Source organism: Paenibacillus sp. FSL K6-1217 (assembly GCF_045040735.1).
In the GTDB taxonomy this organism is placed as follows: domain Bacteria; phylum Bacillota; class Bacilli; order Paenibacillales; family Paenibacillaceae; genus Paenibacillus_AQ.
Genome location: NZ_CP150271.1, coordinates 4,968,769 through 4,989,491, shown reverse-complemented (window position 1 = coordinate 4,989,491; position 20,723 = coordinate 4,968,769). Strand labels below are relative to the sequence as shown.

Genomic DNA, 20,723 nt, shown 5'->3' with positions numbered 1-20,723 from the left:
AAGGTGATGGCCATCATGGAATCCACCAAAGAGAGAGAGCTCTCCTTCGATATCCGCAGAACGGTTATTTTAGGTGCCTATATGCGGGAGTGGCAGATGCCGGAATACCGGATCATCTTAAGCAAACCCGCAACGGACGTCCATGTTGAGGTTTATTATTTTCCGGCTGTGGAGGAAGATGGGATTGTAAGGTTTGCGACAGTCGGGTTATCCGCGGCTCACCGCCCGAATGGACAAGCGGTAGGTACGGAGTGGGTGATGCCTCTGACTGCTGACCTGGGCGGGGAGTCTGTGGACCGGGTATTTACTTATCTCTGTGATCTTATTGCCCACCATATAGAGAGCGCAGGTGATTCACTGATACCTAGAGTGATGGAAGAGAGTTTGCTGGCCCCGGCTAACTGGTCAACTTCTGCTTTTCTGCTGGACGAGCTTAGCGGAGAAAGTGAAGATCTGGAGGAGGTTGAGGTCGGAAGCGAGGGGGTCCAGATCCTATGGGCCGTGCCAATTACTGGACATGAGGCCGTTCTGATTCTGCGTGAGGGCGTGGAAGCCTTTGATTCATACATCGAAAATATCGAGCATTCTATTATTGATCCCCGGCGGCCATTGGGAAATATTTAATATCAATGCTACACTGATTATATATACCATCAAGGATAGGACGGAAGAGATGAAATGGGAAGAAAACAGTCTTTTACAGAGACAGAGCTGCTGGATACGACCAAACAATTAGTGCTTGAGCATGGATATGACGGTTTCCATCTCAAGCTGCTCTCACAGCATCTGTCAGGGGCCAGAAGTACTATTTATCAGTATTATGCGAATAAGGAAGAGATTGTGGCGGCTTGTATGAAGCGCGTAATGGCAGGGGTATTAGACAAGGCTCTAGCTATTGATGAGGCTGATCCGATGGATGCCCTTGAACAGCTGCTGCTGGTATACGTAGAAGAACACGCGCTTCATCAGCTACTCGGAAATGCCAATAAGATTAATACGGCCAATTCTCCGGCAGCGGCTAGAGATCTTGAATATATTGAAGAAGGACATCAGGCGCTAAAAATTCAGTTATCCCGCTTATTTGAACGTGCCCAGCAGAATAAAGACCTGCGGCAGGATATCCCACTTCCTGTACTTATTGGAGCGTTCTTTAACTTGATCGATACACCCAATATGCTGAATATCCCTACTCCTGCCTGGGGAAAGCTGTTGTTTCAAATGTGGATCGGAGGGGCCCGGAGCTAAAGATTGCCCTGAGACGAATTTGACACAAGTGTCAAATATGTTGTTTAATTTAATTGTCGGATGTTGGATGCCTGATACAGTAGCAGGTTGAAATTGACACATGTGTCGAAAATATAAATAAGGAGTTGGAATGGGAATGTTTCTGGCAATGAAAGAATTAATGCACAGCAAGATGAGGTTTTTAATGATCATCATTATTTTTGTACTGCTGGCTTGGCTGGTATTTATCTTATCCGGATTAGGAAATGGCCTATCTACGTTAGCTGCGTCAACGTTTAAGACGATGAAGGCAGACTATGTCATTTTTGAAGAAGGTTCGCAGTCGTCCATGAGCAAGTCGCTGCTGTCTGAACAATTATCGGCGGAAGCAGCGCAGCTGCCTAATGTAAGTGCTGCTGCACCTATGGGAAGCTCAATGGCAACGGCGCTCAAGGGACAAAGCGCCAAGAATGAGGATAAGCTGGATGTCGCCATTATAGGCATTAACCCGGGAAGCTTCCTGGAACCGGCTGTTGTGGAAGGGGAGAGCTTATCTTCTGACAACCCAACGGGCGTAGTCGTGAACTTGACCATGAAGGAAGAGGGCTATAGCATTGGGGACACTTTTCAATTAGACGGCACAACGGAATCATTGACGATTATCGGATTTGTGGAGAATCAGACCTATAACCACGTTGCCTCCGTATTCACTCCAATGGGGGAATGGCGGAAGATTGCTTTTGCGGCTCCGGGTTCGGATAAAGGTGTTGACGGGCCGGTTAATGCGATCATGTTACAGGGCAAGGATATCGACCCGGACGTCATCAATAGCAAGCTCCCAAGTACGGACACGGTAACCCGTGAGGCAGCGGTTCAGGGAATGCCGGGGTACAAGGAAGAGAACGGTACGATTTTCATGATGCTTGCTTTCCTGCTCGCGATCGCGGCATTTGTGCTTGGGGTGTTCTTCTATGTCATTACGATGCAGAAGACGAACCAGTTCGGCATTATGAAGGCTATAGGCGCCAGTAACCGGTTCCTCAGCAAAGCTATTGTCTCGCAGGTGTTTGTGTTATCGCTGACCAGTATTATAGTTGGAGTCTTACTGACTTATGGAACAGCGGCCATTATGCCGAAGGGGATGCCGTTCAAGCTGGAGACTACTCTTGTGGTCACATATTCGGTGGTTCTGCTGGTTATCGCCATGTTAAGTTCGCTGGTGTCGGTCCGGAAGATTACGAAGATTGATCCGCTCCAAGCGCTCGGGAGGGTTGAATAATGACAAAGACTAAGGGATTACAGTTGAATGAAGTCAGTAAGTATTATGCCGAAGGCAGCAACCGGATTGCAGCACTTGATCATGTGTCTATATCGGTGAAGCCGGGTGAGTTTGTCGCTGTAGTGGGGCCCTCGGGTTCCGGGAAAAGCACATTTTTGTCCGTTGCCGGAGCGTTGCTTCAAGCTTCTGAAGGAGAGGCCAAGCTGAACGGACATTCTATTTCTACACTGACTGCCCAGGAACTGGCGAATATAAGACTGCAGGAAATCGGATTCATTATGCAGTCCTCGAATTTGGTACCCTATCTAACGGTGCTTGATCAATTGCTGATCATAAAAAGAATGTCGGGAAAGGTGAAGAGGAAGGATAAAGAATTCGCCGTTAAGCTGCTGGAGGAGCTGGGGCTGGGCTCCAAATTAAACAGCTTCCCGGAAGAGCTATCCGGCGGGGAGAAGCAGCGGACAGCGATTGCCCGTGCGCTGATTAATAATCCCGGCATCATCCTGGCGGATGAGCCGACAGCAAGTCTGGATACCAAGCGTGCCCATGAAGTGGTCAGCCTGATCGCGCAAGAGGTGAAATCAGGCCAGAAAGCGGCCGTTATGGTGACTCATGACGAGCGTATGCTTGAATATTGCGACAAGGTATACCGGATGGAAGACGGCAGGCTATCATTGGCGGTACTGGAGTCTATCGTATAGTTCACACAAACAGGAGGATGATTGCTATACGAATTGAATCCGGTACAGAACAGGATCTTTCATTCGATATCTGCAGGGCGGTCATCTTAGGAGTGTATATCAAGGCGTGGCGGAGGCCGGAATACCGGGTGGCCTTGAAGAAGCCCGAAACCGGTGTCCATGTTGAAATTTATTATTTCCCTGCTGTTGACGGGAAGGGGCTGGCGAGATTTGCAACGGTTGGGTTATCCCATACTCTCCGTTCCAGGGGACAAGCGGCGGGTGCGGAATGGATGATGGCGTTGACCCATGACTTGGGCGGAGAGTCTGTGGACCGGGTATTTACCTATCTATGTGAGCTCATCAACCATCATATGGAGGCAGCCCCTGATTCCCGGATACCCAGACTGATGAATGAACGCCGGCTCATCTCGTCCAACCGTCCAACCCAGGCTTTCCTGCTGGATGAACTTAGGGAAGAAAGCGAGCAACTGGAGGACATTCAGCTCGGGGACGAGGTGGTCCGCATCCTATGGTGGTGCCAGTCCCTGGGCACGAAGCCTCATTGATCAGTGGCGCTAAGGGGTATCGGCTTGATTAAGGTGGATGGAATTATTACACTTTTTATAATAGGGATAGGAGCTGCTGAGGGATGGACAATCAAATCGATCTGCTAGTCCATAGAAAAGACTGTATGCTGTATTATGTGGAACCGGCTATAACGGATTTTCCAAGAGCAGGCTGGATCGGCGGGAATGCGCCCCGTTTCTTTGACAATCCAGCCCATCTTCTTGACCTGGGGGACCGAACCTATCTGTTCTATTTGAGCTTCGTTCATCCGTTTCAACCAGAACGTATGATTTCAATCTTCGTTCCTGAAGAGTATGAGGAGTACTTGGAACATAACATGTATCCTGACTGCCCGATCAAGGTGATAGAACATCCTCTATCTGCGGAAAGCCATCAAGAGACGTATACGAACACGGGTCTGCGAAAACACCATATTTCAATCGGAGAACCGTGCACTGACGGCAAATCGGTGGACCGGTCCTTCTTGATCAAAGTCGGTGGAACGCCGAGACTTCTTCAGAATGAGGAGTATTATTCCGCGAAGCTGGATGAGGAGGCCTTCTCTTTCTTCTTCCAAGTCGATGAAGACGGCTACCCCGACACCATACTTCAAGGGGATGGGAGTTATCTTTTCGGGTATGGATCGCTGTATATATACGCCCGGATCGGGACGGCAGGGATCGGGCATCCGGTAGCAGGGTTCTGGCAATTCTCTTAGCAGTATCATTATTAATGATACTCACCTTCTCTTCTAGTCATTTTACCTAACCGCTGGAACAGCCTACAATTTGTATGCAGGCACAACAGCATAATAGGAGGTTACGAAGATGAAGGCAATTACACTTGGACCGCAGGGTCTGCAATATATGGATCATCCGGACAAGCGTCCTGAACAGGGGCAGGTCAAGGTAAGGTTAAAGACCGCCGGACTCAATCACCGGGATTTGTTCATTATCGCTGCTGCTTCTGCTATAGAAGGTGATTCTGACCCGATTGATCCTTGCGTGCTGGGTTCAGACGGAGCTGGCGTTATTGAAGAGACGGGTGAAGGGGTAACCGCCTTGGTTCGGGGAATGGAAGTCATCATTAATCCATGTCTCGGCTGGGATCGGGCGGATGAGGTGCCTGTGGTTCCTGACATATTAGGGTACCCTGCAGACGGGACTTTTGCGGAATATGTGATTGTGCCTGAGCAGAATGTTGTGCCTAAGCCAGCTTATCTGTCCTGGGAGGAAGCAGGTGTATTACCCTTAGCGGCACTCACGGCGTACCGGGCGTTATTTACCAGAGGGAACCTGAAGCGGGGCGACCATGTGCTGATTCCCGGTATTGGCGGTGGAGTGGCTACGTTTGCTGCTCTAATGGCCGCAGCGGCTGGGGCACAGGTCACGGTTACGTCCAGAAGTGAAGCGAAGCGTGCAGAGGCTCTTCAATTACCTGTTACACAGGTTATAGATAGCAACACCCGTTGGCGGAAGGAAATCGGGGACCACCCTGTGGACCTGATTCTGGATAGCGTAGGTCCAGCCACATTCGAGCAATACTTCGAGGTCATCAAGCCTAATGGTAAAATCGTCATGTTCGGCGCAAGCTCAGGCGATGATCTCACCATTCCGGCCAGAGCGATATTCTTCCCCCAGCTTCAGGTGCTTGGAACATCCATGGGCAGCCATGAAGAATTCACCGCGATGCTTCAGTTCATGGAGCAGCATCAGATACACCCTATCATGGATAGCGTGTATTCCTTAGCGGAGACTCCGCTTGCCCTTCAGCGGATGGAGCGCGCGGAGCAGCTTGGAAATATTGCCCTGAGAATAGGCTAAGGGTAGAAGGCAGGATATACAAACGCTACTGACCTGGGCCCTATGGCCTTTGCGCCAGCCGAATGTGATTGGTTGTTCATCTACATTAAAACGCTACTGACATAACGTTGTCAGTAGCGTTTTTGTATCATTGGACATGTAAACATTCAAGAGAGGATGAATCTTATGAATTTCGCTTCGATACGTATCATTACTGACGACATTGATCGTCTGGTTGAATTCTATGAGCAAATGACGGGAATGACGGCGGAGCGGCCTGCTCCTGTATTTGCCGAATTCGTAATGCACGCATGTACCCTGGCCATCGGCCACTCCAGTACAGCACAGCTATTTGGTGCTGATTCTGTTGTGGCGGCTAGTAACCGCACGGTCATTATGGAGTTCCGCGTCAATGATATCGATGCTGAGTATGTGCGTCTCCAGCCGCTTGTCGGGGATTGGGTACAGGAGCCAACTACGATGCCGTGGGGGAACCGGTCGATGCTGTTCCGTGATCCCGACGGTAACCTTGTGAATCTTTTTCAGCCGGTGACTGAGGATGCGGTGAAACGGTTTGAGGGCAGACCCTGACGGCACTTATGCGGTTGAGCCGTCAGCTTCCAGCTTCTCTTTGAACTGCTCGGACCAGCGGCGCTCTGCATTTCCTGAGAAGCAACTTGATATAATCAGGATGAAACCGGCGATTACCAGGACTACCCCTGTCAAAACAATCACATCCCATGCCGGTTAATTTATATTTACTACAGAGACTATTCCTCCAGGTTTCTTTTGATCGTGAGTACCAGGCCATCCGTTTAGGATGGTCTTGATCTTTTTGAAGGGATAACGGGGCGGTTAACAGAAAAGGTATATTAGACAAAAACCAACGAAGCGGAAGGAGAGAGCCATGAATAACTTAATCCTGAAGCATTGGACGGAGGAGCATGAGCTGCCCGGGATCAATTGTATGGCTTATGCAGATGGCAGCATTACGATTCTGAATATCGAGACCTGCTATGACCCGAATATCCATGAGTGTACCATGAGCTGCCACCCCCTGTGTGACACAACGATTGAGAGCATTATGAAGTACAATGATGATCCTTGGACTATTGTGGATGCCTGGACGAGTCTGGATTATGAGGGCGGTACAATCTACGGCGGGGACGGGCAGATGGGGAATGAGGGCTTCATTGCCTGCACCGATGCGAGCGGTGGTTTGGTGTGGGCTTTTTTCTCGGATGCCACTAATCCTATCAAGCAATTAAGTATTGAAGACCGGACATTAATCGCGGTGAATGAGCATGATGAGCTGAGGATCGAGATCAATCTGGATAACCTTACAGAGATGAAGCTGATCCCATGCCGCAAGTAGAATCAAGAAATGCCTTTTCCTATATTCTAGAATGACAATAGAGCGGTTGGAACGAGGAGGTGAGCGGACGATGTACGAGTGGCACAAGCAGATCCAGACCATCGTTGATGAAATGGATACAAGCATTAAAGATCATAATAGTGAGGCCATAACGCTGCTATCGCTTGCCCGGAGGCTGGGGTATTCGGAATTCCATACGACGAGAAAATTCAAAGAGATATCCGGGATGCAGCTTAGGGATTATCTTCGCCACCGGAAGCTGGCTTTTGCACTGAAGGAGGTGCGGGATAGCGGAAAAAGCATTCTGGATATTGCGCTCGACTATGGATTCTCCTCCCATGAAGCTTTTACGCGCGCGTTCAAGGTGACCTATGGTGTGGCCCCAAGCGAGTACCGGAGACATCCGTACCCCGTCGTCCTTCGGACCAAGATCAACCCGTTTGACCGCTACTTTTTCGGACTAGGAGAGGTTGGCATGATCAAATCTACAGATGAGGTTAAGATTTATTTCGTAACCATTCCCGCGCACAAATTCCTGCACATTAAGAACTATGAAAGCAACGGGTACTGGGATTTCTGGCAGAAGCAGAGCTTAATTCCGGGGCAGGACTGCGAAACCATCAGCGGCTTGCTGGATAGCATCAAGGGTAAGCTGGATGATGACGGCGGAAGTGATACGAACAGCAGTAACGGCCAGATTATGGCCTATATGAATGACCCGGACGGCAGACTCTGCGATTGGGGATTTCCACGTACCGAGTGTTATGGTGTGCGTCTCCCTTATGAGTATGAAGGCGAAGTCCCCGCACAGATGCTGATGGCGGATGTCCCTGAGGCCGAGTATATCGTGTTCGAGCACGGGCCATTCGATTATGAGCAGGAGAACCGCAGTGTCGAGGAGCGGATGGAGCAGGCGATGGCCGCTTTTGATTACACGGGCACCGGTTACTGCTTCGATTCCACCCCCGGGCGGATCATTTACTTTTATTTCAACCCGGAACGGTACTTCAAGTATGTCCGGCCTGTGCGTAAGTCATAGTCGCTGCAAAGCACCTGCTGCTTCATTGGGCAGGTGCTTTACTGATTTGGATAGGAGAGCAATCTGCAGAAATGGTATATTAGTGTAGTAGTTTCCATTTCTTAAGCGGATGGGCAGGTGTATCATTTGGAAATGAATAATGGACAAGGTAACGCTCATATTAGGAAATTTATGACTTGGGCAGAGGAGCAGGGCTGGGACATAAGGAGGAAATCTGATTCTCAGCTGCAAGTTAATAGCGGAATTACTTCCAGATACAACAGAATCCCTCATGAATATTCAGAATTTCTAAGTGTAGTTGAATATTGCGTGGCACCGGATGAGCAGACCTGGTTTATTGGTGAGGCTGAGTTCAATAATAGTTCGGAGAGTGCCTTCCGGTGGAATGAATTTGAAATCCTTAGTTTGGAGGCCGCAGCGGATGATTCTAATTGGCAAGCCGAAATCATGGCCTGGTGGGATCATCACTTGCCGATCGTAATGTCTGTGGAGGATGGCTATTCCTTCTATGCCATTGACCTAACAACGGATAGCGGAGCTATTGTCCGCGGATTTGAGCCTGAATTTGAAGAGGTTGAGAAGGTAGCGGATTCGTTTGGAGAATTTTTGGGATGGATGATGTCGGATTCGAATAGATAGACTCTAAGCTGCAAAAAGATCAGAACCTGAGGGAATAGGTTCTGATCTTTTTTGTTGGATAAGGTTTGAATGAAGTAGGAGGGAGTAATCTTTAAACCTCTGCAAAGCTCAAATATTTTGGTGATGGACGGCTCGTTGCGGCCGAACTCGATCATAGAGATATAGGAACGATCTACATTGCATTTGTGAGCAAGCTCCTCTTGGCTCAAGCCTTGTTTGACTTGTTCATGAGGCTTGGTACAACAAAGCTTGAAGAACGAAAACCCCTCCTCATGCATCAGGCAGGAGGAGGACACGCATTGTTTTGAAGTCCCACCATCTCCACAAACCTGGACATTGCACTGGAGAGCATGGCGTTGCGGCGGTATATCAACCATACCTCCAGCTTCCGGTATTCTTCGGGCAGGCGGTGGGAGGTGATTCTTCCGGCCTCTTCTGCCTTGCGGATGGAGGATTTAGGCAACAGGGATACGCCGAGTCCGGCGGATACTCCGTTTAGTATCATTTCCAGCGTGCCGAACTCCCGGATCTGAACCGAGTGCATCCCGCTCTCGCGCAGGAAGCGCTCCGCTTTGACCCGGTGTGTGCAGCCAACGTCGAAGAACAGCATAGGCTTTTGCAGCAATTCTTGAAGTTCGCTTGTCCCCGGCTGGGCAATGAGCACCAGTTCCTCTTCGTAAGCCGCAACATGCTCGATATCCGGCTGGTCTATAGGTCCATAGACGAAGGCCCCATCCAGTTTATGATCAAGCACCTTATGCAGCAGGTCATGCGTTTCGCCTGTGATGAGCGACAGATGGACATCAGGGTAACGGGAATGGTAGCCAGCGATCATGGATGTCAGATGAATAACCGCTGTCGTCTCCATAGAGCCAATCCGCAGCGGGCCGGACGGGTGCTCGGAGTATTGTGTGGATTTTACAGCCTCGTCCATTAGCATAAGTATGGCATTCGCGTATTCCAGCAGGTTCTCGCCCGCAGGCGTTAATGTCATCCCACGGTTAGACCTGTGAAACAGCGGGACCTTCAGCTTGGCCTCCAGGAACTGAATCCGGCTGGTCACATTCGACTGAACATAGTTCAAGGCTTGCGCAGCCTTCGTAATCGTACCCTCACGGGCCACAGCCTGAAAAATCCTCAAATCTCCACTTTCCATTGCGGTGTCACCTTCTGTATATCATAATCTATGGTATTACCTTCCGATTCTGATCATTGTACTGAATTCTATACTTGAAGACAAATCCGGATCTTGTGCAGGGGAGTGGGGAAGATGGAGCACCGTAAATTAATAAGCGCATTCAAGAAAGAAATCGCTGCCCTTCAAAAGCGGACCGTATCCGAAGAAGAACTCAGGGAATGGTACACGTTAATTAAAGAAAGCATCCGGGACGATATCAAAAACGGATACAAAGAGACCATTTCCAGGAACCTGACGCTTGGAATCGGTGTGCATAGTGGAGATTATCCGAAAAGCCTGATTCTGAACGGGCAACAGGAAGGTTGGAAGTATGTTACCCGGTTCCTTTACTGGGAGGAGCATATCCTGCGGAGGCTGTTCAAGTATAAAGAGGTCTCTTCAAGAACGATAGGCAGTATTATAGGGTTAGCCTTGTTATGGGAGATGAAGGATCTGGCGCAATTGGCCAGGGATTATTTTCAGATGATTTTTGAGGAAGATGCGCAGCGATATGCCCATAAGGAGACCCATCATTTGTTTGTCGCGTTGTTACATGACTTATTCGCCACTGAGCAGATCAATCAGGAGCTGTATTTGGTGCTGCCGGAGCAGCATGTGTACCGGAGACTTCTCGATCATTGCTACACCACCGATGAAGAGCTGCTGGGCAGCCTGATAGGTGAAATCTGCGATTACCATATCTACAGCTCACTGGATCTGACCAATAAATTCGCAGAAATTCTATGCTTGAACTACATCCCTTATGAGGTCCGCCTTATCCAAAAAATGAGACAGGCCCAGGGACTAACCGCCGCTACAGCAGAACACCCGCTGCTGGCTACTCCGCTTGCTCAGATTCCTGAAAGCAAAGCGGAGTGGGATTTGGCGGGCGATGAAGTGTACCAGTTTTTATTGAAAAGGGAAGCCGGGAGTTAGAGCTACTGGCAGAAAGGGGACTCTCATATGGCTTATGACCGGATCGATTGGCATTCCGGCGGGGATTATCCTGCAGATCTGCCGGAAGAGAATGGTGGCATTCATATTGGTATGTTTCTGACCTGGGTGTTTGGCTGCGGAATGGCGGGCGAAATTCACCATGAAGAGTCGGCCGAGGCGCTGAAACGGTTGAAGCAGCGTGAGCTCACAGGGCTGGAATACCTGGTGGAGTATTGTGACGGGAAGTTCTGGGATGAGGATCTGGACGAGCGTGGTAACGCTTTCGCCTCCGATTATTACGACGGTCAGTCGGCGTTTGCTGCACAGTATGGAAGCTACCTTAATGATTATTGTGAGGTCTTCAACCAGCAGGCGGCTGAACAAGGCCGCAAATACCCAAGCATCTATCATGTAGAGAACACCTGGGAGAATTATGACCGCCTACAGCCCGTGCTGGACGAACGTTATGCCAAGTGGGAAGTTTGGTCTGAGGACCCGGCCAACCGTAAGCTCGATCCCAAAGCGCAATTCCTTCAGGCCTGCCAGCAGATCGGAGAACAGTTCCTTCGGGCAGAGGGCTTCAAATCCAATAAGGCGGGCACAGTATGGAAAAAAACAGCGGCCGACAAGGACACCGTATTCGAGTTCTCTTTCCAAACGCAGTCTTACAATACCCGCACCGATGTGCGGATGACGGTGAACCTGCGGATTGCCAGCAAGTCCCTCAAAAAATGGCTTGCCGGACAAACCGGCAGAGGGGACGATACCGTACTGTTCGGCTCGCTGCGCAGGCCGCAGAAATCATCAAGCGCCATCGTCTGGCAGGTCGCTGGCTCACAGCTGGATTCCTCCCTGCTAGAGATCGGCCAGATGATCGGGGAACGTGTCCTACCGCTGTTCGCGCTATTCGCGGACCGTCCCCGCGCACTGGAGCAGCTTGCCGCCTGCGGCGCAGGATTCCCCGGCATCTGTGATGCTGAATCCAGTCCGCTGGCCTACCTGCTGTGCTTCGGCACAGGGGAGCAGGCGCAGCGCTTCTTCACGAATTACTTCAACAGCCGACCTTCGCCTTGGCGCCGGAATATTCAACAGACTTACAGGCGGCTCCAGGAGGGAGAAGCCTGGGACTATTCCGCCTATTTCCGTGAGAATGATATCAAGCTTGCCTTCAGGAACGGCCTGGTTCTCCCTTGATAATATAGACGGGCAGTTGGGCTGCTACCACACCCCAAAGCCCGGATCATCCTCCCGAATGACCGAATGGATCGCCTCTAATATAAGGGGGAGGTCTTCTTCCGGGTAGCCATAGTCCTCGGGCATGGCCAGCGGGTGATCGATAGCGGATACGCTGCCGGGATGAAGCTCAATCCCCTGAAGTCCCATCTCGAACCGGAAAGAATCCTTGAACGCCGTCCCGTCATGGACCAGATAAAAGTACAAGTTGTGTATATCCTGCTCTTCAATGATGAGTACACCTTGTTCGTTCAGCTTCATCAGATAACCTCCTGCTGTAGACAGGCAGCAGGGCTGCTACCACACCCCGAAGCCCGGATCATACTCCCGCACGGCTGAATAAATCCCCTCCACTATACGGGGAAGGTCTTCTTCCGGGTAGCCATAGTCCTCGGGCATGGCCTGCGGGGGAACAATAGCAGATACGCTGCCGGGGTACAGCTCAATCTTATGCTTTTCCAACCCAATCTCGAAAGAATCCTTGAATGTCAACCCGTCATGGGCCAGAAAAAAGTACATGTCGTGGATATCATCCTCTTCAATGATGAGCACACCTTGTTCGTTCAGCTTCATAAGATAACCTCCTGCTCGAATAGTGTACATCTATTATATTCGATTTGTTAGGAGAGAAGCACGGTAGGACAGGGGAGTTGCCGACTCGTATCTCTTGAAGATCTTAATGAAATAACCGGCATCGCAAAAATTCAGGTGATTGCTGATCTCGTTGACGGACCAGTCTGTTGTTGCTAGCAGCTCCTTCGCCCACCCGATCTTCATGCGCGCAACATATAGTGAGAAATTCTCGCCCATCTCCCTGGTGAACAGGCGGCTGAAGTAGCTCGGGCTGATATGGCACAGATGCGCCAGCGATTTCAACGAGAAATTCTCCTCCCGGTGGCTCAGCATGTAGTCAAAAGCGGGCTGAAGCGTAGGGTTCGAGCATTCTGTCTTGTATGCGCTTCCCGCAGAGGGGGGAGCCTTGGGAGCCGGAGACGGCTCTATCGGCAGGGAGGACACCTCGGGCTTCGGCTTGGATTCCTGTTGAATCAGGGCCTCGTGCTGCCGGCTTCGCTCCAGCAGCTCATGCTTCAGGATCGATTCCTTGACCACATAGTTGCACAAATGATAGAGCATATCGGCGGTGGCTACTACCTCATCATATGTCATGACAGGCAGCAGCTCATACTTGCGGGCCCGGTCCTCCGTCATGGCGTCCTGCTGCGGACGGGACACAATCTGCTCCAGATTCGGGCCGCTTCCCTCGGCCAACCGGATCTGTCCGGCCATCAGGGCACCGATGTACTGATTATCGACAATGATAGGTATAGCAATGTCGAGAATATCGAAGTGGCAGCGGTAGATATAGGGCCGGCTCAGCCGCACAGCCTCCAGACCTCCGCGCGCGTCACATTTTTGACAATAGGGCGAGAATTCCTTGTCGCTGCGGACGGTCTGGCAGAAGGCCTGACAGCGGCTATGTGCCGTAACCGGCACGCCTTTATAATCGACCATGATGATGGCCATGCGCGTCACAAGGGACAACGATTCCTGAAGCTTGCCCCATTCGTCCATATCAATGATATACTTCAAGTCGAATTTGGATTGCATCCGGTTCACCCTTTCCATCTACAGTCAACATGAGAACAAGATAATTATAATTCAGATGCTGACAACATAATAATACTATTTTGCAGCATATTAATTCGTTTGCTTTGTCCCATGCGCCGCTCTATCCACTTGTCTATAATGGGGACATACGACTAAAGGAGGAATGAAGGAATGAGAAGAACCTTTATCAGCCCGGGTAAGTACACACAAGGTGAGGATGAGCTGCTTCAATTGGGATACTTCGTCAGTACTTTCGGCACATCGGCCCTGCTGATTGCGCACCCCGATGATGTGAAGCGTGTACAAGCCAAGCTTGATGCCACCAGCAGTCAATTCGGCATTACTCTCGTGAAGGGGGATTTCCAGGGCGAATGCTCCCGGCAGGAGATTTCCAGACTACAGGAGCTGGCCCGTGAGCACAAGTGTGCTTGCACCATCGGTCTTGGCGGCGGCAAGGCGATCGACACGGCCAAATGTGTAGCAGAAGGCGATGCGCTGATTATCGTGCCTACCATTGCGGCCACCGATGCACCCACCAGTCATTCCGCTGTGATTTACACTTCTGAAGGCGCTTTCGAGGATTATGCTTACTTCAAAGCCAGCCCATCGGTTGTGCTGATTGATACGACTGTTATTGCGCAGGCTCCTACCCGCTTCCTGGTATCCGGGATGGGTGATGCCCTCTCCACCTACTTCGAGGCCAGAGCTACTGCGGCATCCTATTCCAATGTCAATGCAGGGCTTCCTTGCGGAGTGCATGCAGGCGTGATTACGGAGGCCAAAGGCACCAAAGCCGCGCTGGCCCTTGCCCGCTTATGCTACGATACACTGCTGGAGGATGGCGCCAAGGCCAAGCTGGCTTGCGATCAGAACGTGGTGACACCGGCAATGGAGAATATCATTGAAACGAACATCCTGCTGTCGGGGCTCGGGTTCGAGAGCAGCGGTCTGGCTGCCGCACATGCTATCCATAACGGTCTGACGGCGCTTGAAGGCACCCATCATTATTACCATGGCGAGAAGGTGGCCTTCAGCACGATTGCACAGCTCGTTCTGGAGAATGCGCAGCAGGCAGAGATCGATCAGGTGTTATCCTTCTGCCACTCCGTGGGGCTTCCTTTATGCCTGGCCGATATTGGTGTCGCATCCATCTCCCATGACGAGCTGATGGAAGTGGCCCGGAAGGCGTGTATTCCGGAGGAGTCGATTCACTCGATGCCGTTCCCGGTTACCGCTGAAGCGGTTGCCGCTGCCATTGCTGTTGCTGACAAACTGGGTGAAGCCTTCAAGAAGAGCAAGGAGCAGCGCGTATGAAAAAGATAATCAACGACCCATCGGACCTTGTCCGTGAGATGTGCAGCGGACTAGTGATGGCTTATCCGCATCTGACCTTCGACAGCAAATACAAAATTATCTCCAGGTCTGTGCCGAATCCTGACAAGGTAACTCTAATCAGCGGCGGGGGCAGCGGCCATGAGCCGGCGCATGCCGGGCTGGTCGGACCGGGAATGCTGGATGTTGCAGTCTGCGGCGATGTCTTCGCTTCTCCATCGCAGATTCAGGTCTATCAGGCGATCCGCAGCAATACCGGACCTAAGGGCGCCTTGCTGATTATCAAGAATTACAGCGGCGATATAATGAACTTCCAGAATGCGGCTTATCTGGCGGCTGAGGACGGCCTGGCTGTGGACTATGTGAAGGTTGAGGATGATATTGCTGTAGAAGACAGCTTATATACGGTGGGACGAAGAGGGGTTGCTGGCACGATTCTGGTGCATAAGGTTGCCGGAGCGGCTGCCGAGGCCGGCTTGCCGCTGGCTGAGGTGAAGCAGGCCGCGCAACACGCGGCTGATCAGGTGCGCAGCCTTGGCTTTGCCTTCACCTCATGTACCGTGCCGGCCAAGGGTACGCCTACCTTCCAGCTTGAGGAGGATGAGATGGAGTATGGGGTCGGCATCCATGGGGAGCCGGGCATCCGCAGAGAAAAGCTGCTGACCGCCGATGAGCTGGCGGAACGTATGATCACTGCCCTGCTGGCCAGTCTGAACCTGGATCAGCGAGGCGGCGGAGAGGTAGTGGTGCTGGTCAACGGCTTCGGCGCAACGCCTCTGCAGGAGCTGTACCTGCTCAATCACTCCGTAATCCGTAGTCTGGGAGAACGGGGGATCATCATCCGCCAATCTCTTGTAGGCAACTATATGACCAGCATAGATATGGCCGGCGCTTCCATCAGCCTGATGAAGCTGGATGATGAGCTGCGCAGATGGCTTGCTGAGCCTTGCGATACGCCTGCACTCCGGTTAACGGGCGAGCTTGCGCCGGTGCAATACGTCAGCCCTCTTCCGCAGCAGGAGGCTCAGGCTGAGGTGAGCCTGACGGCCGAGACCGATCCGGGCTTCGCTGTTCTCCGTGACGAACGGCTGCGGCTGGACAATATCATCTATCTGGTGGATAAGATGAGCGAGATTATTATCGCGAATGAGGCTCCCTTCTGTGAGCTGGATGCCCATGCGGGTGATGGAGACTTCGGGATGAGTGTCGCCAAGGGCTTCAAGCAATTGAAGCGGGAATGGCAGGAGCTTGTGCAGCATCACTCTACGGATATCGGCAGCTTCCTTCAGGCCTGCTCCCTGATCATTATGGAGCATTGCGGCGGAGCCTCCGGTCCGATATGGGGTTCAGCCTTCCGCTCAGCTGGTAAATATGCCACAGGCCGGACCTCGCTGAATGCGCTGGAGATGGCCGGAATGCTGGAAGCAGCGGTTCAGGGCATCCAGGCGACAGGTGAACGCTCCTTCGGACGGGGGGCGGTCGTGGGAGATAAGACGCTGATCGATGCGCTGGTTCCTTGTGCCGAAGCCTGGAAGAGCAGTGCGGAGCAGAAGCTGTCCTTGAAGGAAGCCTTCGCCAAGGCGGCCGAGGCGGCTGTCATGGGGGCGGAGCGCACGAAATCCATCGTTGCTCGGATGGGCCGGGCCGGAACAGTAGGCGAGCGCAGCATCGGCTACCCGGATGCTGGCGCATTTGCCCTGGGGGTTATTTTCACAGAGTTGTCTAACGCTGTACAGTAAGTGTTCCATCGTTATAGGCCCGCCTGTCATTGTATCGTGACGGCGGGCTTATTCTTGTCTGGTTAATGAGGAGCCTGGAATATGCAGGGTGTGATATGATGGATGACAATCGGCCAACGCCATTATGTGACATTCTTTGAATATGCAGGAGGGATCATTATGAAGTTAGAGAAGCAGGCCGCACAGCTTGAGCGGATCAAGGTGAAGCTGGGACAGGCCCGTCGCAAGGATGCGGAATTTGCGGAATTTGGTGCCTCTTCGCATCAATATAAGCTAAAAAAAAAGCTTACAGCAGGCAAGCTGGCGGATTGGGAGGCCCGATACGGGATGAAGCTTCCTGAGCCTTTTGCCGGGTTCCTGACAGAGATCGGGAACGGCGGGGCGGGACCGTATTACGGGATCTATACGCTTGGACAGGCAACCTCCTATACCGAGCTTCCGGCACTCCATGGGCGGGCGGTGCTTCATCCGGAGATGACCGCAGAGGAATGGAATCTCCTGACGGAGCCGCTGACGGGCGAGCGGGACATCCCGGATGAAGAATACGAGAAGGCCAGAAACAAGGCGCTTGGCGGAATGCTGTGTATCGGCACCCAGGGCTGCGATTATGAGATGTATCTGGTGCTGGAAGGGAAGCATCGGGGAAGGATTGTCTACACTTCGGAGTTTTATCCCGACCACCCGTTCTTCTTCGTTTATGAAGATAACTTCCTGGACTGGTACGAGCGTTGGCTGGATGAGATTATTCTGGATTATCACAACCCATGGTTTGGCAGCCGGCTGCCGGGTGACGAGAATACGCTCATTCAGTTGTATCGGACCACCCCTGACGGGAAGCTGCAGGTCAAGGCGTTAGAGGCCATGTTCAAGTTCAAGCGAATCGCCCCGACCACCCTGGAATTCCTTAACAATGTGGCTGAGCAAAGCCCCCGGGATTCCAAGATAGCCATCTCGCTGCTCTGCAAAACAACCTTTGCGGCGGGCAGGCCCTATCTGCTGAAACTGCTACAGTCGGATGACGCGGAGGGAGCGCTGCACGCCTTAACCATTCTGAATACTCACGGCAAGAATCAGGACCGGACCGAATTTATTCCGCTGATCCGGCAGAGGCTTGAGCACGTTGACGACGCAGAAACCCTGCGTTATGCAGGTTATATCCTCAAAGACTGCGATGCTGTGAGCTTCAGCGACTTCGCACCCTTCCTGTGCCATGCCAGCCTGGATATGCAGACGACTGCGGTCTATGCCGTGAGAGATTGCAGGGACAAACAGGAGAACTGGGAGATCATTGAGCAGATGTTCCGCAGTGGTGGTACAGAGGTGGTGCGCAGCACCATTTCATATTGGGACGTTATTCCGCACGAGAAGCTGCTGCCTTACTATAAGGCGGTATGGCCGGAATACAAAAGCAATCCTAATTTCAGGGAAAAGTTCGCCGCTTGCTTGCGGGAGCTGCATTTGCCGGAGGATTATTTCGGCTGAGCGGATGGGACGGATCAGCAAATAGCAGGATAAACATTCTTGGAGGGTATACGTATGCTTCTTTCAGAAATATTGCCTCATGTGGCCCGGTTACAGCCAGATTACTATGCTACAAAGTACAGAAATGAGTATCTGACCTATCAACGATTACTGCATCAGGTGAGCTGTGTGGCGGGAGGTCTGAAGGACTTGGGAATAGGACCCGGTGAACGGGTGGCGCTTGCAGGTGATCCTTGTCCATATCTTGTGATTGCAGAATGTGCCGTAATTGCTATAGGTGCCATTCCAGTTACAATCTTTCCGGGTCTGGCATTTGCAGAGATGAATCAGATCCTTGATGATGCTGCCCCAACAGCTATCGTGTATGATGCGGAGCATCCGAGAATTGCCTCTTCTCTTTCGGCGTCCAATATAGCTTTTGCCATCACGTTCAAGCCTGTCAACGGCGGCCTGTCCTTAGAAGATTTAATCGCGACTTCCTCTCCATTAACAGCATGGTACACAGCACAGCCGGATGACATTGCTCTTCTGATTTATACCGGGGGCACAACGGGACGCTCCAAGGGTGTGATGCACTCCCATCGTGCGATCAGAGAGTGGGCCTTTATGAGCCCGGCAAGAGGCGGAGGGCATAATCCGGCCAAAAAATCGCTTGTTCCCAATCAAGCCCATCTTACCGGACAATTTATCCTTTGGACAACTCTTTTTGAAGGAGGCTGTCTCATTTATCCGGACTCCTATCCGCTGCAGGCTAACGAGGTTATAGATATTATTGAGCATGAGCAAATCAGATTTCTGGGAACCGTCGGGCTCCTATTTAGGGATATTACTGCCTTGGCAGGTAACCGTTCCAGAGAAGTCGGGTCCGTGGCAGGCATATCCTGCGGAGGTGCTCCGATCAGTGAGAAGACCTTGCAGCAAGCTCTGGAAGTATTCTCTAACGCGCAGATATCCGAGGTGTATTCACAGACAGAGAGCGGTCAATTTATCAGCTTTTTATCTGTACAAGAGTGCCTTGCAGAGGGGAAGCTTCATCGGCTGCAGTCGGTCGGGAATCCATCCCATATGGAGCGCTGGGGCCAGAAGCCTTTTGAGGTGCGTATAGTCAATGACTCAGGGCAAGATGTAGAGCAAGGCGAGATTGGCGAAATCATATGCCGAAGTGAACAAATCATGCTTGGTTACTGGAACAATCCGGAAGAGACAGGCAAGACCATCCGAAATGGGTGGCTTCATACGGGTGATCTCGGCAGATTGGATGAAGACGGTTATCTATATCTTATGGACCGGAAGAAAGACATGATTATAGTGGGAGCTTCTAATGTCTACTGCTCTGAAGTGGAGCAAGCAATCAGCGCACATCCCTCCATCCTTGAGGCTGCTGTGGTAGGAATGCCCCTGCCGGATAAAGGTGAAGAAGTCACTGCGGTAGTTGTACTTAAGGATAAGCAGACACTCGCTCTAGAGGATTTGCAACAATTCTGCGGTCAATCGATAGCCGAATATAAGTTGCCTACCCGCTTAGTGATTACTCAGTCACTTGCCAGAACATCCGTAGGTAAAATAGATAAGAAGGCGATAAAAGATAGTATTTACTAAAGGAGGTTCTCCATGAGACTTCGAGATAAAGTCGTTCTCGTAACAGGCGTTACGGGCACGGCAGGAGATAAAATTGCCAGAAGATGTGTTACCGAGGGAGCAGAGGTCAAAGGACTTATCCGAAATGCGGACCAGATTGCGCTATGTGAAGAGCTCGGCATTACACCCGTCATTGGAGACTTGACTGATAGAGCCGTCATCCAGGACGCACTTCAAAATGTGAACGTTATCATTCACGCAGCGGCGTATCTGGGGGAGGACCGGGCGATTGCCGAGGCGTCCAATGTTCAGGGGGTCCAGAGTCTGGTTGACGGTGCTGTATCTGCGGGAGTGGAGCGCTTCGTGCATATTTCTACAGTATCGGTCTATGGTCATTTTGATGGAGAGGTGGAGCTGGACGAGGCCAGCAGTCTTGCCTTCGGCCACGGGGAGGTATACATTTCAACCAAATGTGAATCGGAACGGATCGTACAAGCTGCAAGGGCTAACGGTTTGACAAGTGTGATCCTGCGTCCTGGAGTGATCTGCTCCGAATCCAACTCGCACTGGGGCGACCGACTGATCACTAAGCTTGCTGATTCCGGGGAAGTGGACTGGATTCATCCAGAGGACTTAACGCCCTGGGTGCATGCGGACAACCTGGCTGAGATGTGTGTACTGGCAGCGACGCAGCCTGCGGCTGGGAACCAGTGCTATAACGCAATTGACGGAAATTATCCAGAGAAAGATTTTACGATGCGTATCGGTCTTGCCCTGAACAAGAAGTTCATTATACCGGGTGGAGACCCTATAAGAACGGCGTATAGCTGCGACAAAATAAAAAAAGAGCTGGGCTACAGCCCGGTCAAAACGTTCGAGGAGACCGTTGTCCGGCTGGAGCAGCAAGCTAGGGGAGAGCAAAATGTATAAAAAACCGACGGCCATGCGTTCCGTTCTAGATCCAAAGTATTTGGAATATTGTCTTAGTCCTCTGTACGACATTGGAGATTGGCGAGATTGCTTGTTCTGG

At 51.5% G+C, this 20,723-nt stretch carries 23 protein-coding genes and 1 pseudogene; 18 read left to right on the top strand and 6 right to left on the bottom strand.

Features of this window, described 5'->3' with window-relative positions; translation table 11 throughout:
* Positions 1–6 precede the first annotated feature (6 nt).
* The 8 genes from MHH28_RS22000 (at position 7) to MHH28_RS21965 (ending at position 6,146) form a co-directional block, all read left to right on the top strand.
* On the top strand, positions 7–624 hold the full coding sequence (locus MHH28_RS22000) for a suppressor of fused domain protein (protein ID WP_405105556.1): 618 nt from the start codon (positions 7–9) through the stop codon (positions 622–624).
* A gap of 54 nt (positions 625–678) precedes the next feature.
* Positions 679–1,245: a TetR/AcrR family transcriptional regulator gene (locus tag MHH28_RS21995; protein WP_405105554.1), complete on the top strand. Its 567-nt coding sequence runs from the start codon at positions 679–681 to the stop codon at positions 1,243–1,245.
* Between the two features lie 136 nt (positions 1,246–1,381).
* Positions 1,382–2,503, top strand: coding sequence for an ABC transporter permease (locus MHH28_RS21990; protein ID WP_405105552.1), 1,122 nt, complete (start codon positions 1,382–1,384; stop codon positions 2,501–2,503).
* Positions 2,503–3,204 (top strand): ABC transporter ATP-binding protein, encoded by a 702-nt coding sequence (locus tag MHH28_RS21985; protein WP_405105550.1) that lies wholly within the window; start codon positions 2,503–2,505, stop codon positions 3,202–3,204. The genes MHH28_RS21990 and MHH28_RS21985 overlap by 1 nt, the downstream gene beginning before the upstream one ends.
* Before the next feature lie 17 nt (positions 3,205–3,221).
* Entirely contained in the window at positions 3,222–3,752 is a 531-nt protein-coding gene (locus tag MHH28_RS21980) for a hypothetical protein (RefSeq protein ID WP_405105548.1), read from the top strand.
* A gap of 83 nt (positions 3,753–3,835) precedes the next feature.
* Entirely contained in the window at positions 3,836–4,471 is a 636-nt protein-coding gene (locus tag MHH28_RS21975; RefSeq protein WP_405105546.1) for a hypothetical protein, read from the top strand.
* A 109-nt stretch (positions 4,472–4,580) separates the two neighbouring features.
* On the top strand, positions 4,581–5,576 hold the full coding sequence (locus MHH28_RS21970; RefSeq protein ID WP_405105545.1) for a zinc-binding dehydrogenase: 996 nt from the start codon (positions 4,581–4,583) through the stop codon (positions 5,574–5,576).
* A gap of 165 nt (positions 5,577–5,741) precedes the next feature.
* The gene (locus MHH28_RS21965; RefSeq protein WP_405105543.1) at positions 5,742–6,146 is read left to right on the top strand and encodes a VOC family protein; all 405 of its coding nucleotides are present in this window, start codon (positions 5,742–5,744) and stop codon (positions 6,144–6,146) included.
* 6 nt (positions 6,147–6,152) lie between these two features.
* On the opposite strand, the gene MHH28_RS21960 is transcribed toward MHH28_RS21965, so the two are convergent.
* Positions 6,153–6,281 carry a hypothetical protein gene (locus MHH28_RS21960; RefSeq protein ID WP_405105541.1) on the bottom strand — a complete coding sequence of 43 codons (129 nt, stop codon included), beginning with the start codon at positions 6,279–6,281 and terminating at the stop codon, positions 6,153–6,155.
* Positions 6,282–6,462: 181 nt separating this feature from the next.
* Here MHH28_RS21960 and MHH28_RS21955 point away from each other — a divergent pair, with 181 nt between their 5' ends.
* From MHH28_RS21955 to MHH28_RS21945, 3 genes are all read left to right on the top strand, one after another.
* On the top strand, positions 6,463–6,930 hold the full coding sequence (locus tag MHH28_RS21955) for a hypothetical protein (protein ID WP_405105539.1): 468 nt from the start codon (positions 6,463–6,465) through the stop codon (positions 6,928–6,930).
* Between the two features lie 70 nt (positions 6,931–7,000).
* Positions 7,001–7,969, top strand: a complete 969-nt coding sequence (locus MHH28_RS21950) for a helix-turn-helix transcriptional regulator (protein WP_405105537.1) — start codon at positions 7,001–7,003, stop codon at positions 7,967–7,969.
* A gap of 132 nt (positions 7,970–8,101) precedes the next feature.
* On the top strand, positions 8,102–8,608 hold the full coding sequence (locus tag MHH28_RS21945; RefSeq protein ID WP_405117207.1) for an SMI1/KNR4 family protein: 507 nt from the start codon (positions 8,102–8,104) through the stop codon (positions 8,606–8,608).
* A gap of 83 nt (positions 8,609–8,691) precedes the next feature.
* Here MHH28_RS21945 and MHH28_RS21940 read toward each other — a convergent pair.
* Together MHH28_RS21940 and MHH28_RS21935 are read right to left on the bottom strand one after the other, a co-directional pair.
* Positions 8,692–8,886, bottom strand: a pseudogene (locus tag MHH28_RS21940) (helix-turn-helix domain-containing protein); the annotation flags it as partial.
* On the bottom strand, positions 8,886–9,764 hold the full coding sequence (locus tag MHH28_RS21935) for a LysR family transcriptional regulator (RefSeq protein WP_405105535.1): 879 nt from the start codon (positions 9,762–9,764) through the stop codon (positions 8,886–8,888). The pseudogene MHH28_RS21940 and the gene MHH28_RS21935, both read right to left, overlap by 1 nt.
* Positions 9,765–9,878: 114 nt before the next feature.
* On the opposite strand from MHH28_RS21935, the gene MHH28_RS21930 reads away from it, so the two are divergent.
* Positions 9,879–10,721: a hypothetical protein gene (locus tag MHH28_RS21930; protein WP_405105533.1), complete on the top strand. Its 843-nt coding sequence runs from the start codon at positions 9,879–9,881 to the stop codon at positions 10,719–10,721.
* A gap of 27 nt (positions 10,722–10,748) precedes the next feature.
* On the top strand, positions 10,749–11,915 hold the full coding sequence (locus MHH28_RS21925; RefSeq protein ID WP_405105531.1) for a hypothetical protein: 1,167 nt from the start codon (positions 10,749–10,751) through the stop codon (positions 11,913–11,915).
* A gap of 24 nt (positions 11,916–11,939) precedes the next feature.
* Here the strand turns inward: MHH28_RS21925 and MHH28_RS21920 are convergent, their stop codons facing one another.
* From MHH28_RS21920 to MHH28_RS21910, 3 genes are read right to left on the bottom strand one after another with little or no spacing between them, the layout of a single operon-like run.
* A complete protein-coding gene (locus MHH28_RS21920; protein ID WP_405105529.1) occupies positions 11,940–12,215 on the bottom strand; it encodes a hypothetical protein in 276 nt (91 codons plus the stop codon).
* Between the two features lie 36 nt (positions 12,216–12,251).
* Positions 12,252–12,527 carry a hypothetical protein gene (locus MHH28_RS21915; protein WP_340026514.1) on the bottom strand — a complete coding sequence of 92 codons (276 nt, stop codon included), beginning with the start codon at positions 12,525–12,527 and terminating at the stop codon, positions 12,252–12,254.
* A 33-nt stretch (positions 12,528–12,560) separates the two neighbouring features.
* Positions 12,561–13,544 (bottom strand): PocR ligand-binding domain-containing protein, encoded by a 984-nt coding sequence (locus MHH28_RS21910; RefSeq protein ID WP_405105527.1) that lies wholly within the window; start codon positions 13,542–13,544, stop codon positions 12,561–12,563.
* A gap of 189 nt (positions 13,545–13,733) precedes the next feature.
* Here MHH28_RS21910 and MHH28_RS21905 point away from each other — a divergent pair, with 189 nt between their 5' ends.
* From MHH28_RS21905 to MHH28_RS21885, 5 genes are all read left to right on the top strand, one after another.
* Entirely contained in the window at positions 13,734–14,876 is a 1,143-nt protein-coding gene (locus MHH28_RS21905; RefSeq protein ID WP_405105525.1) for a glycerol dehydrogenase, read from the top strand.
* The gene (gene dhaK / locus MHH28_RS21900) at positions 14,873–16,633 is read left to right on the top strand and encodes a dihydroxyacetone kinase subunit DhaK (RefSeq protein WP_405105523.1); all 1,761 of its coding nucleotides are present in this window, start codon (positions 14,873–14,875) and stop codon (positions 16,631–16,633) included. Before MHH28_RS21905 ends, dhaK begins: the two co-directional genes overlap by 4 nt.
* Before the next feature lie 159 nt (positions 16,634–16,792).
* Complete coding sequence (locus MHH28_RS21895) at positions 16,793–18,115, top strand: SMI1/KNR4 family protein (RefSeq protein ID WP_405105521.1); 1,323 nt, start codon at positions 16,793–16,795, stop codon at positions 18,113–18,115.
* Positions 18,116–18,169: 54 nt separating this feature from the next.
* Positions 18,170–19,714, top strand: a complete 1,545-nt coding sequence (locus MHH28_RS21890; protein ID WP_405105519.1) for a class I adenylate-forming enzyme family protein — start codon at positions 18,170–18,172, stop codon at positions 19,712–19,714.
* A 12-nt stretch (positions 19,715–19,726) separates the two neighbouring features.
* A complete protein-coding gene (locus tag MHH28_RS21885) occupies positions 19,727–20,623 on the top strand; it encodes an NAD-dependent epimerase/dehydratase family protein (RefSeq protein ID WP_405105517.1) in 897 nt (298 codons plus the stop codon).
* Positions 20,624–20,723: the final 100 nt, after the last annotated feature.

What these genes read in the sequence shown, in the direction of transcription:
- MHH28_RS22000 (WP_405105556.1), top strand. Translation starts at nt 7, where the DNA reads ATGGCCATCATGGAATCCACCAAAGAGAGAGAGCTCTCCTTCGATATC.
- MHH28_RS21995 (WP_405105554.1), top strand. Translation starts at nt 679, where the DNA reads ATGGGAAGAAAACAGTCTTTTACAGAGACAGAGCTGCTGGATACGACC.
- MHH28_RS21990 (WP_405105552.1), top strand. Translation starts at nt 1,382, where the DNA reads ATGTTTCTGGCAATGAAAGAATTAATGCACAGCAAGATGAGGTTTTTA.
- MHH28_RS21985 (WP_405105550.1), top strand. Translation starts at nt 2,503, where the DNA reads ATGACAAAGACTAAGGGATTACAGTTGAATGAAGTCAGTAAGTATTAT.
- MHH28_RS21980 (WP_405105548.1), top strand. Translation starts at nt 3,222, where the DNA reads ATGATTGCTATACGAATTGAATCCGGTACAGAACAGGATCTTTCATTC.
- MHH28_RS21975 (WP_405105546.1), top strand. Translation starts at nt 3,836, where the DNA reads ATGGACAATCAAATCGATCTGCTAGTCCATAGAAAAGACTGTATGCTG.
- MHH28_RS21970 (WP_405105545.1), top strand. Translation starts at nt 4,581, where the DNA reads ATGAAGGCAATTACACTTGGACCGCAGGGTCTGCAATATATGGATCAT.
- MHH28_RS21965 (WP_405105543.1), top strand. Translation starts at nt 5,742, where the DNA reads ATGAATTTCGCTTCGATACGTATCATTACTGACGACATTGATCGTCTG.
- MHH28_RS21955 (WP_405105539.1), top strand. Translation starts at nt 6,463, where the DNA reads ATGAATAACTTAATCCTGAAGCATTGGACGGAGGAGCATGAGCTGCCC.
- MHH28_RS21950 (WP_405105537.1), top strand. Translation starts at nt 7,001, where the DNA reads ATGTACGAGTGGCACAAGCAGATCCAGACCATCGTTGATGAAATGGAT.
- MHH28_RS21945 (WP_405117207.1), top strand. Translation starts at nt 8,102, where the DNA reads ATGAATAATGGACAAGGTAACGCTCATATTAGGAAATTTATGACTTGG.
- MHH28_RS21935 (WP_405105535.1), bottom strand. Translation starts at nt 9,764, where the DNA reads ATGGAAAGTGGAGATTTGAGGATTTTTCAGGCTGTGGCCCGTGAGGGT.
- MHH28_RS21930 (WP_405105533.1), top strand. Translation starts at nt 9,879, where the DNA reads ATGGAGCACCGTAAATTAATAAGCGCATTCAAGAAAGAAATCGCTGCC.
- MHH28_RS21925 (WP_405105531.1), top strand. Translation starts at nt 10,749, where the DNA reads ATGGCTTATGACCGGATCGATTGGCATTCCGGCGGGGATTATCCTGCA.
- MHH28_RS21920 (WP_405105529.1), bottom strand. Translation starts at nt 12,215, where the DNA reads ATGAAGCTGAACGAACAAGGTGTACTCATCATTGAAGAGCAGGATATA.
- MHH28_RS21915 (WP_340026514.1), bottom strand. Translation starts at nt 12,527, where the DNA reads ATGAAGCTGAACGAACAAGGTGTGCTCATCATTGAAGAGGATGATATC.
- MHH28_RS21905 (WP_405105525.1), top strand. Translation starts at nt 13,734, where the DNA reads ATGAGAAGAACCTTTATCAGCCCGGGTAAGTACACACAAGGTGAGGAT.
- dhaK (WP_405105523.1), top strand. Translation starts at nt 14,873, where the DNA reads ATGAAAAAGATAATCAACGACCCATCGGACCTTGTCCGTGAGATGTGC.
- MHH28_RS21895 (WP_405105521.1), top strand. Translation starts at nt 16,793, where the DNA reads ATGAAGTTAGAGAAGCAGGCCGCACAGCTTGAGCGGATCAAGGTGAAG.
- MHH28_RS21890 (WP_405105519.1), top strand. Translation starts at nt 18,170, where the DNA reads ATGCTTCTTTCAGAAATATTGCCTCATGTGGCCCGGTTACAGCCAGAT.
- MHH28_RS21885 (WP_405105517.1), top strand. Translation starts at nt 19,727, where the DNA reads ATGAGACTTCGAGATAAAGTCGTTCTCGTAACAGGCGTTACGGGCACG.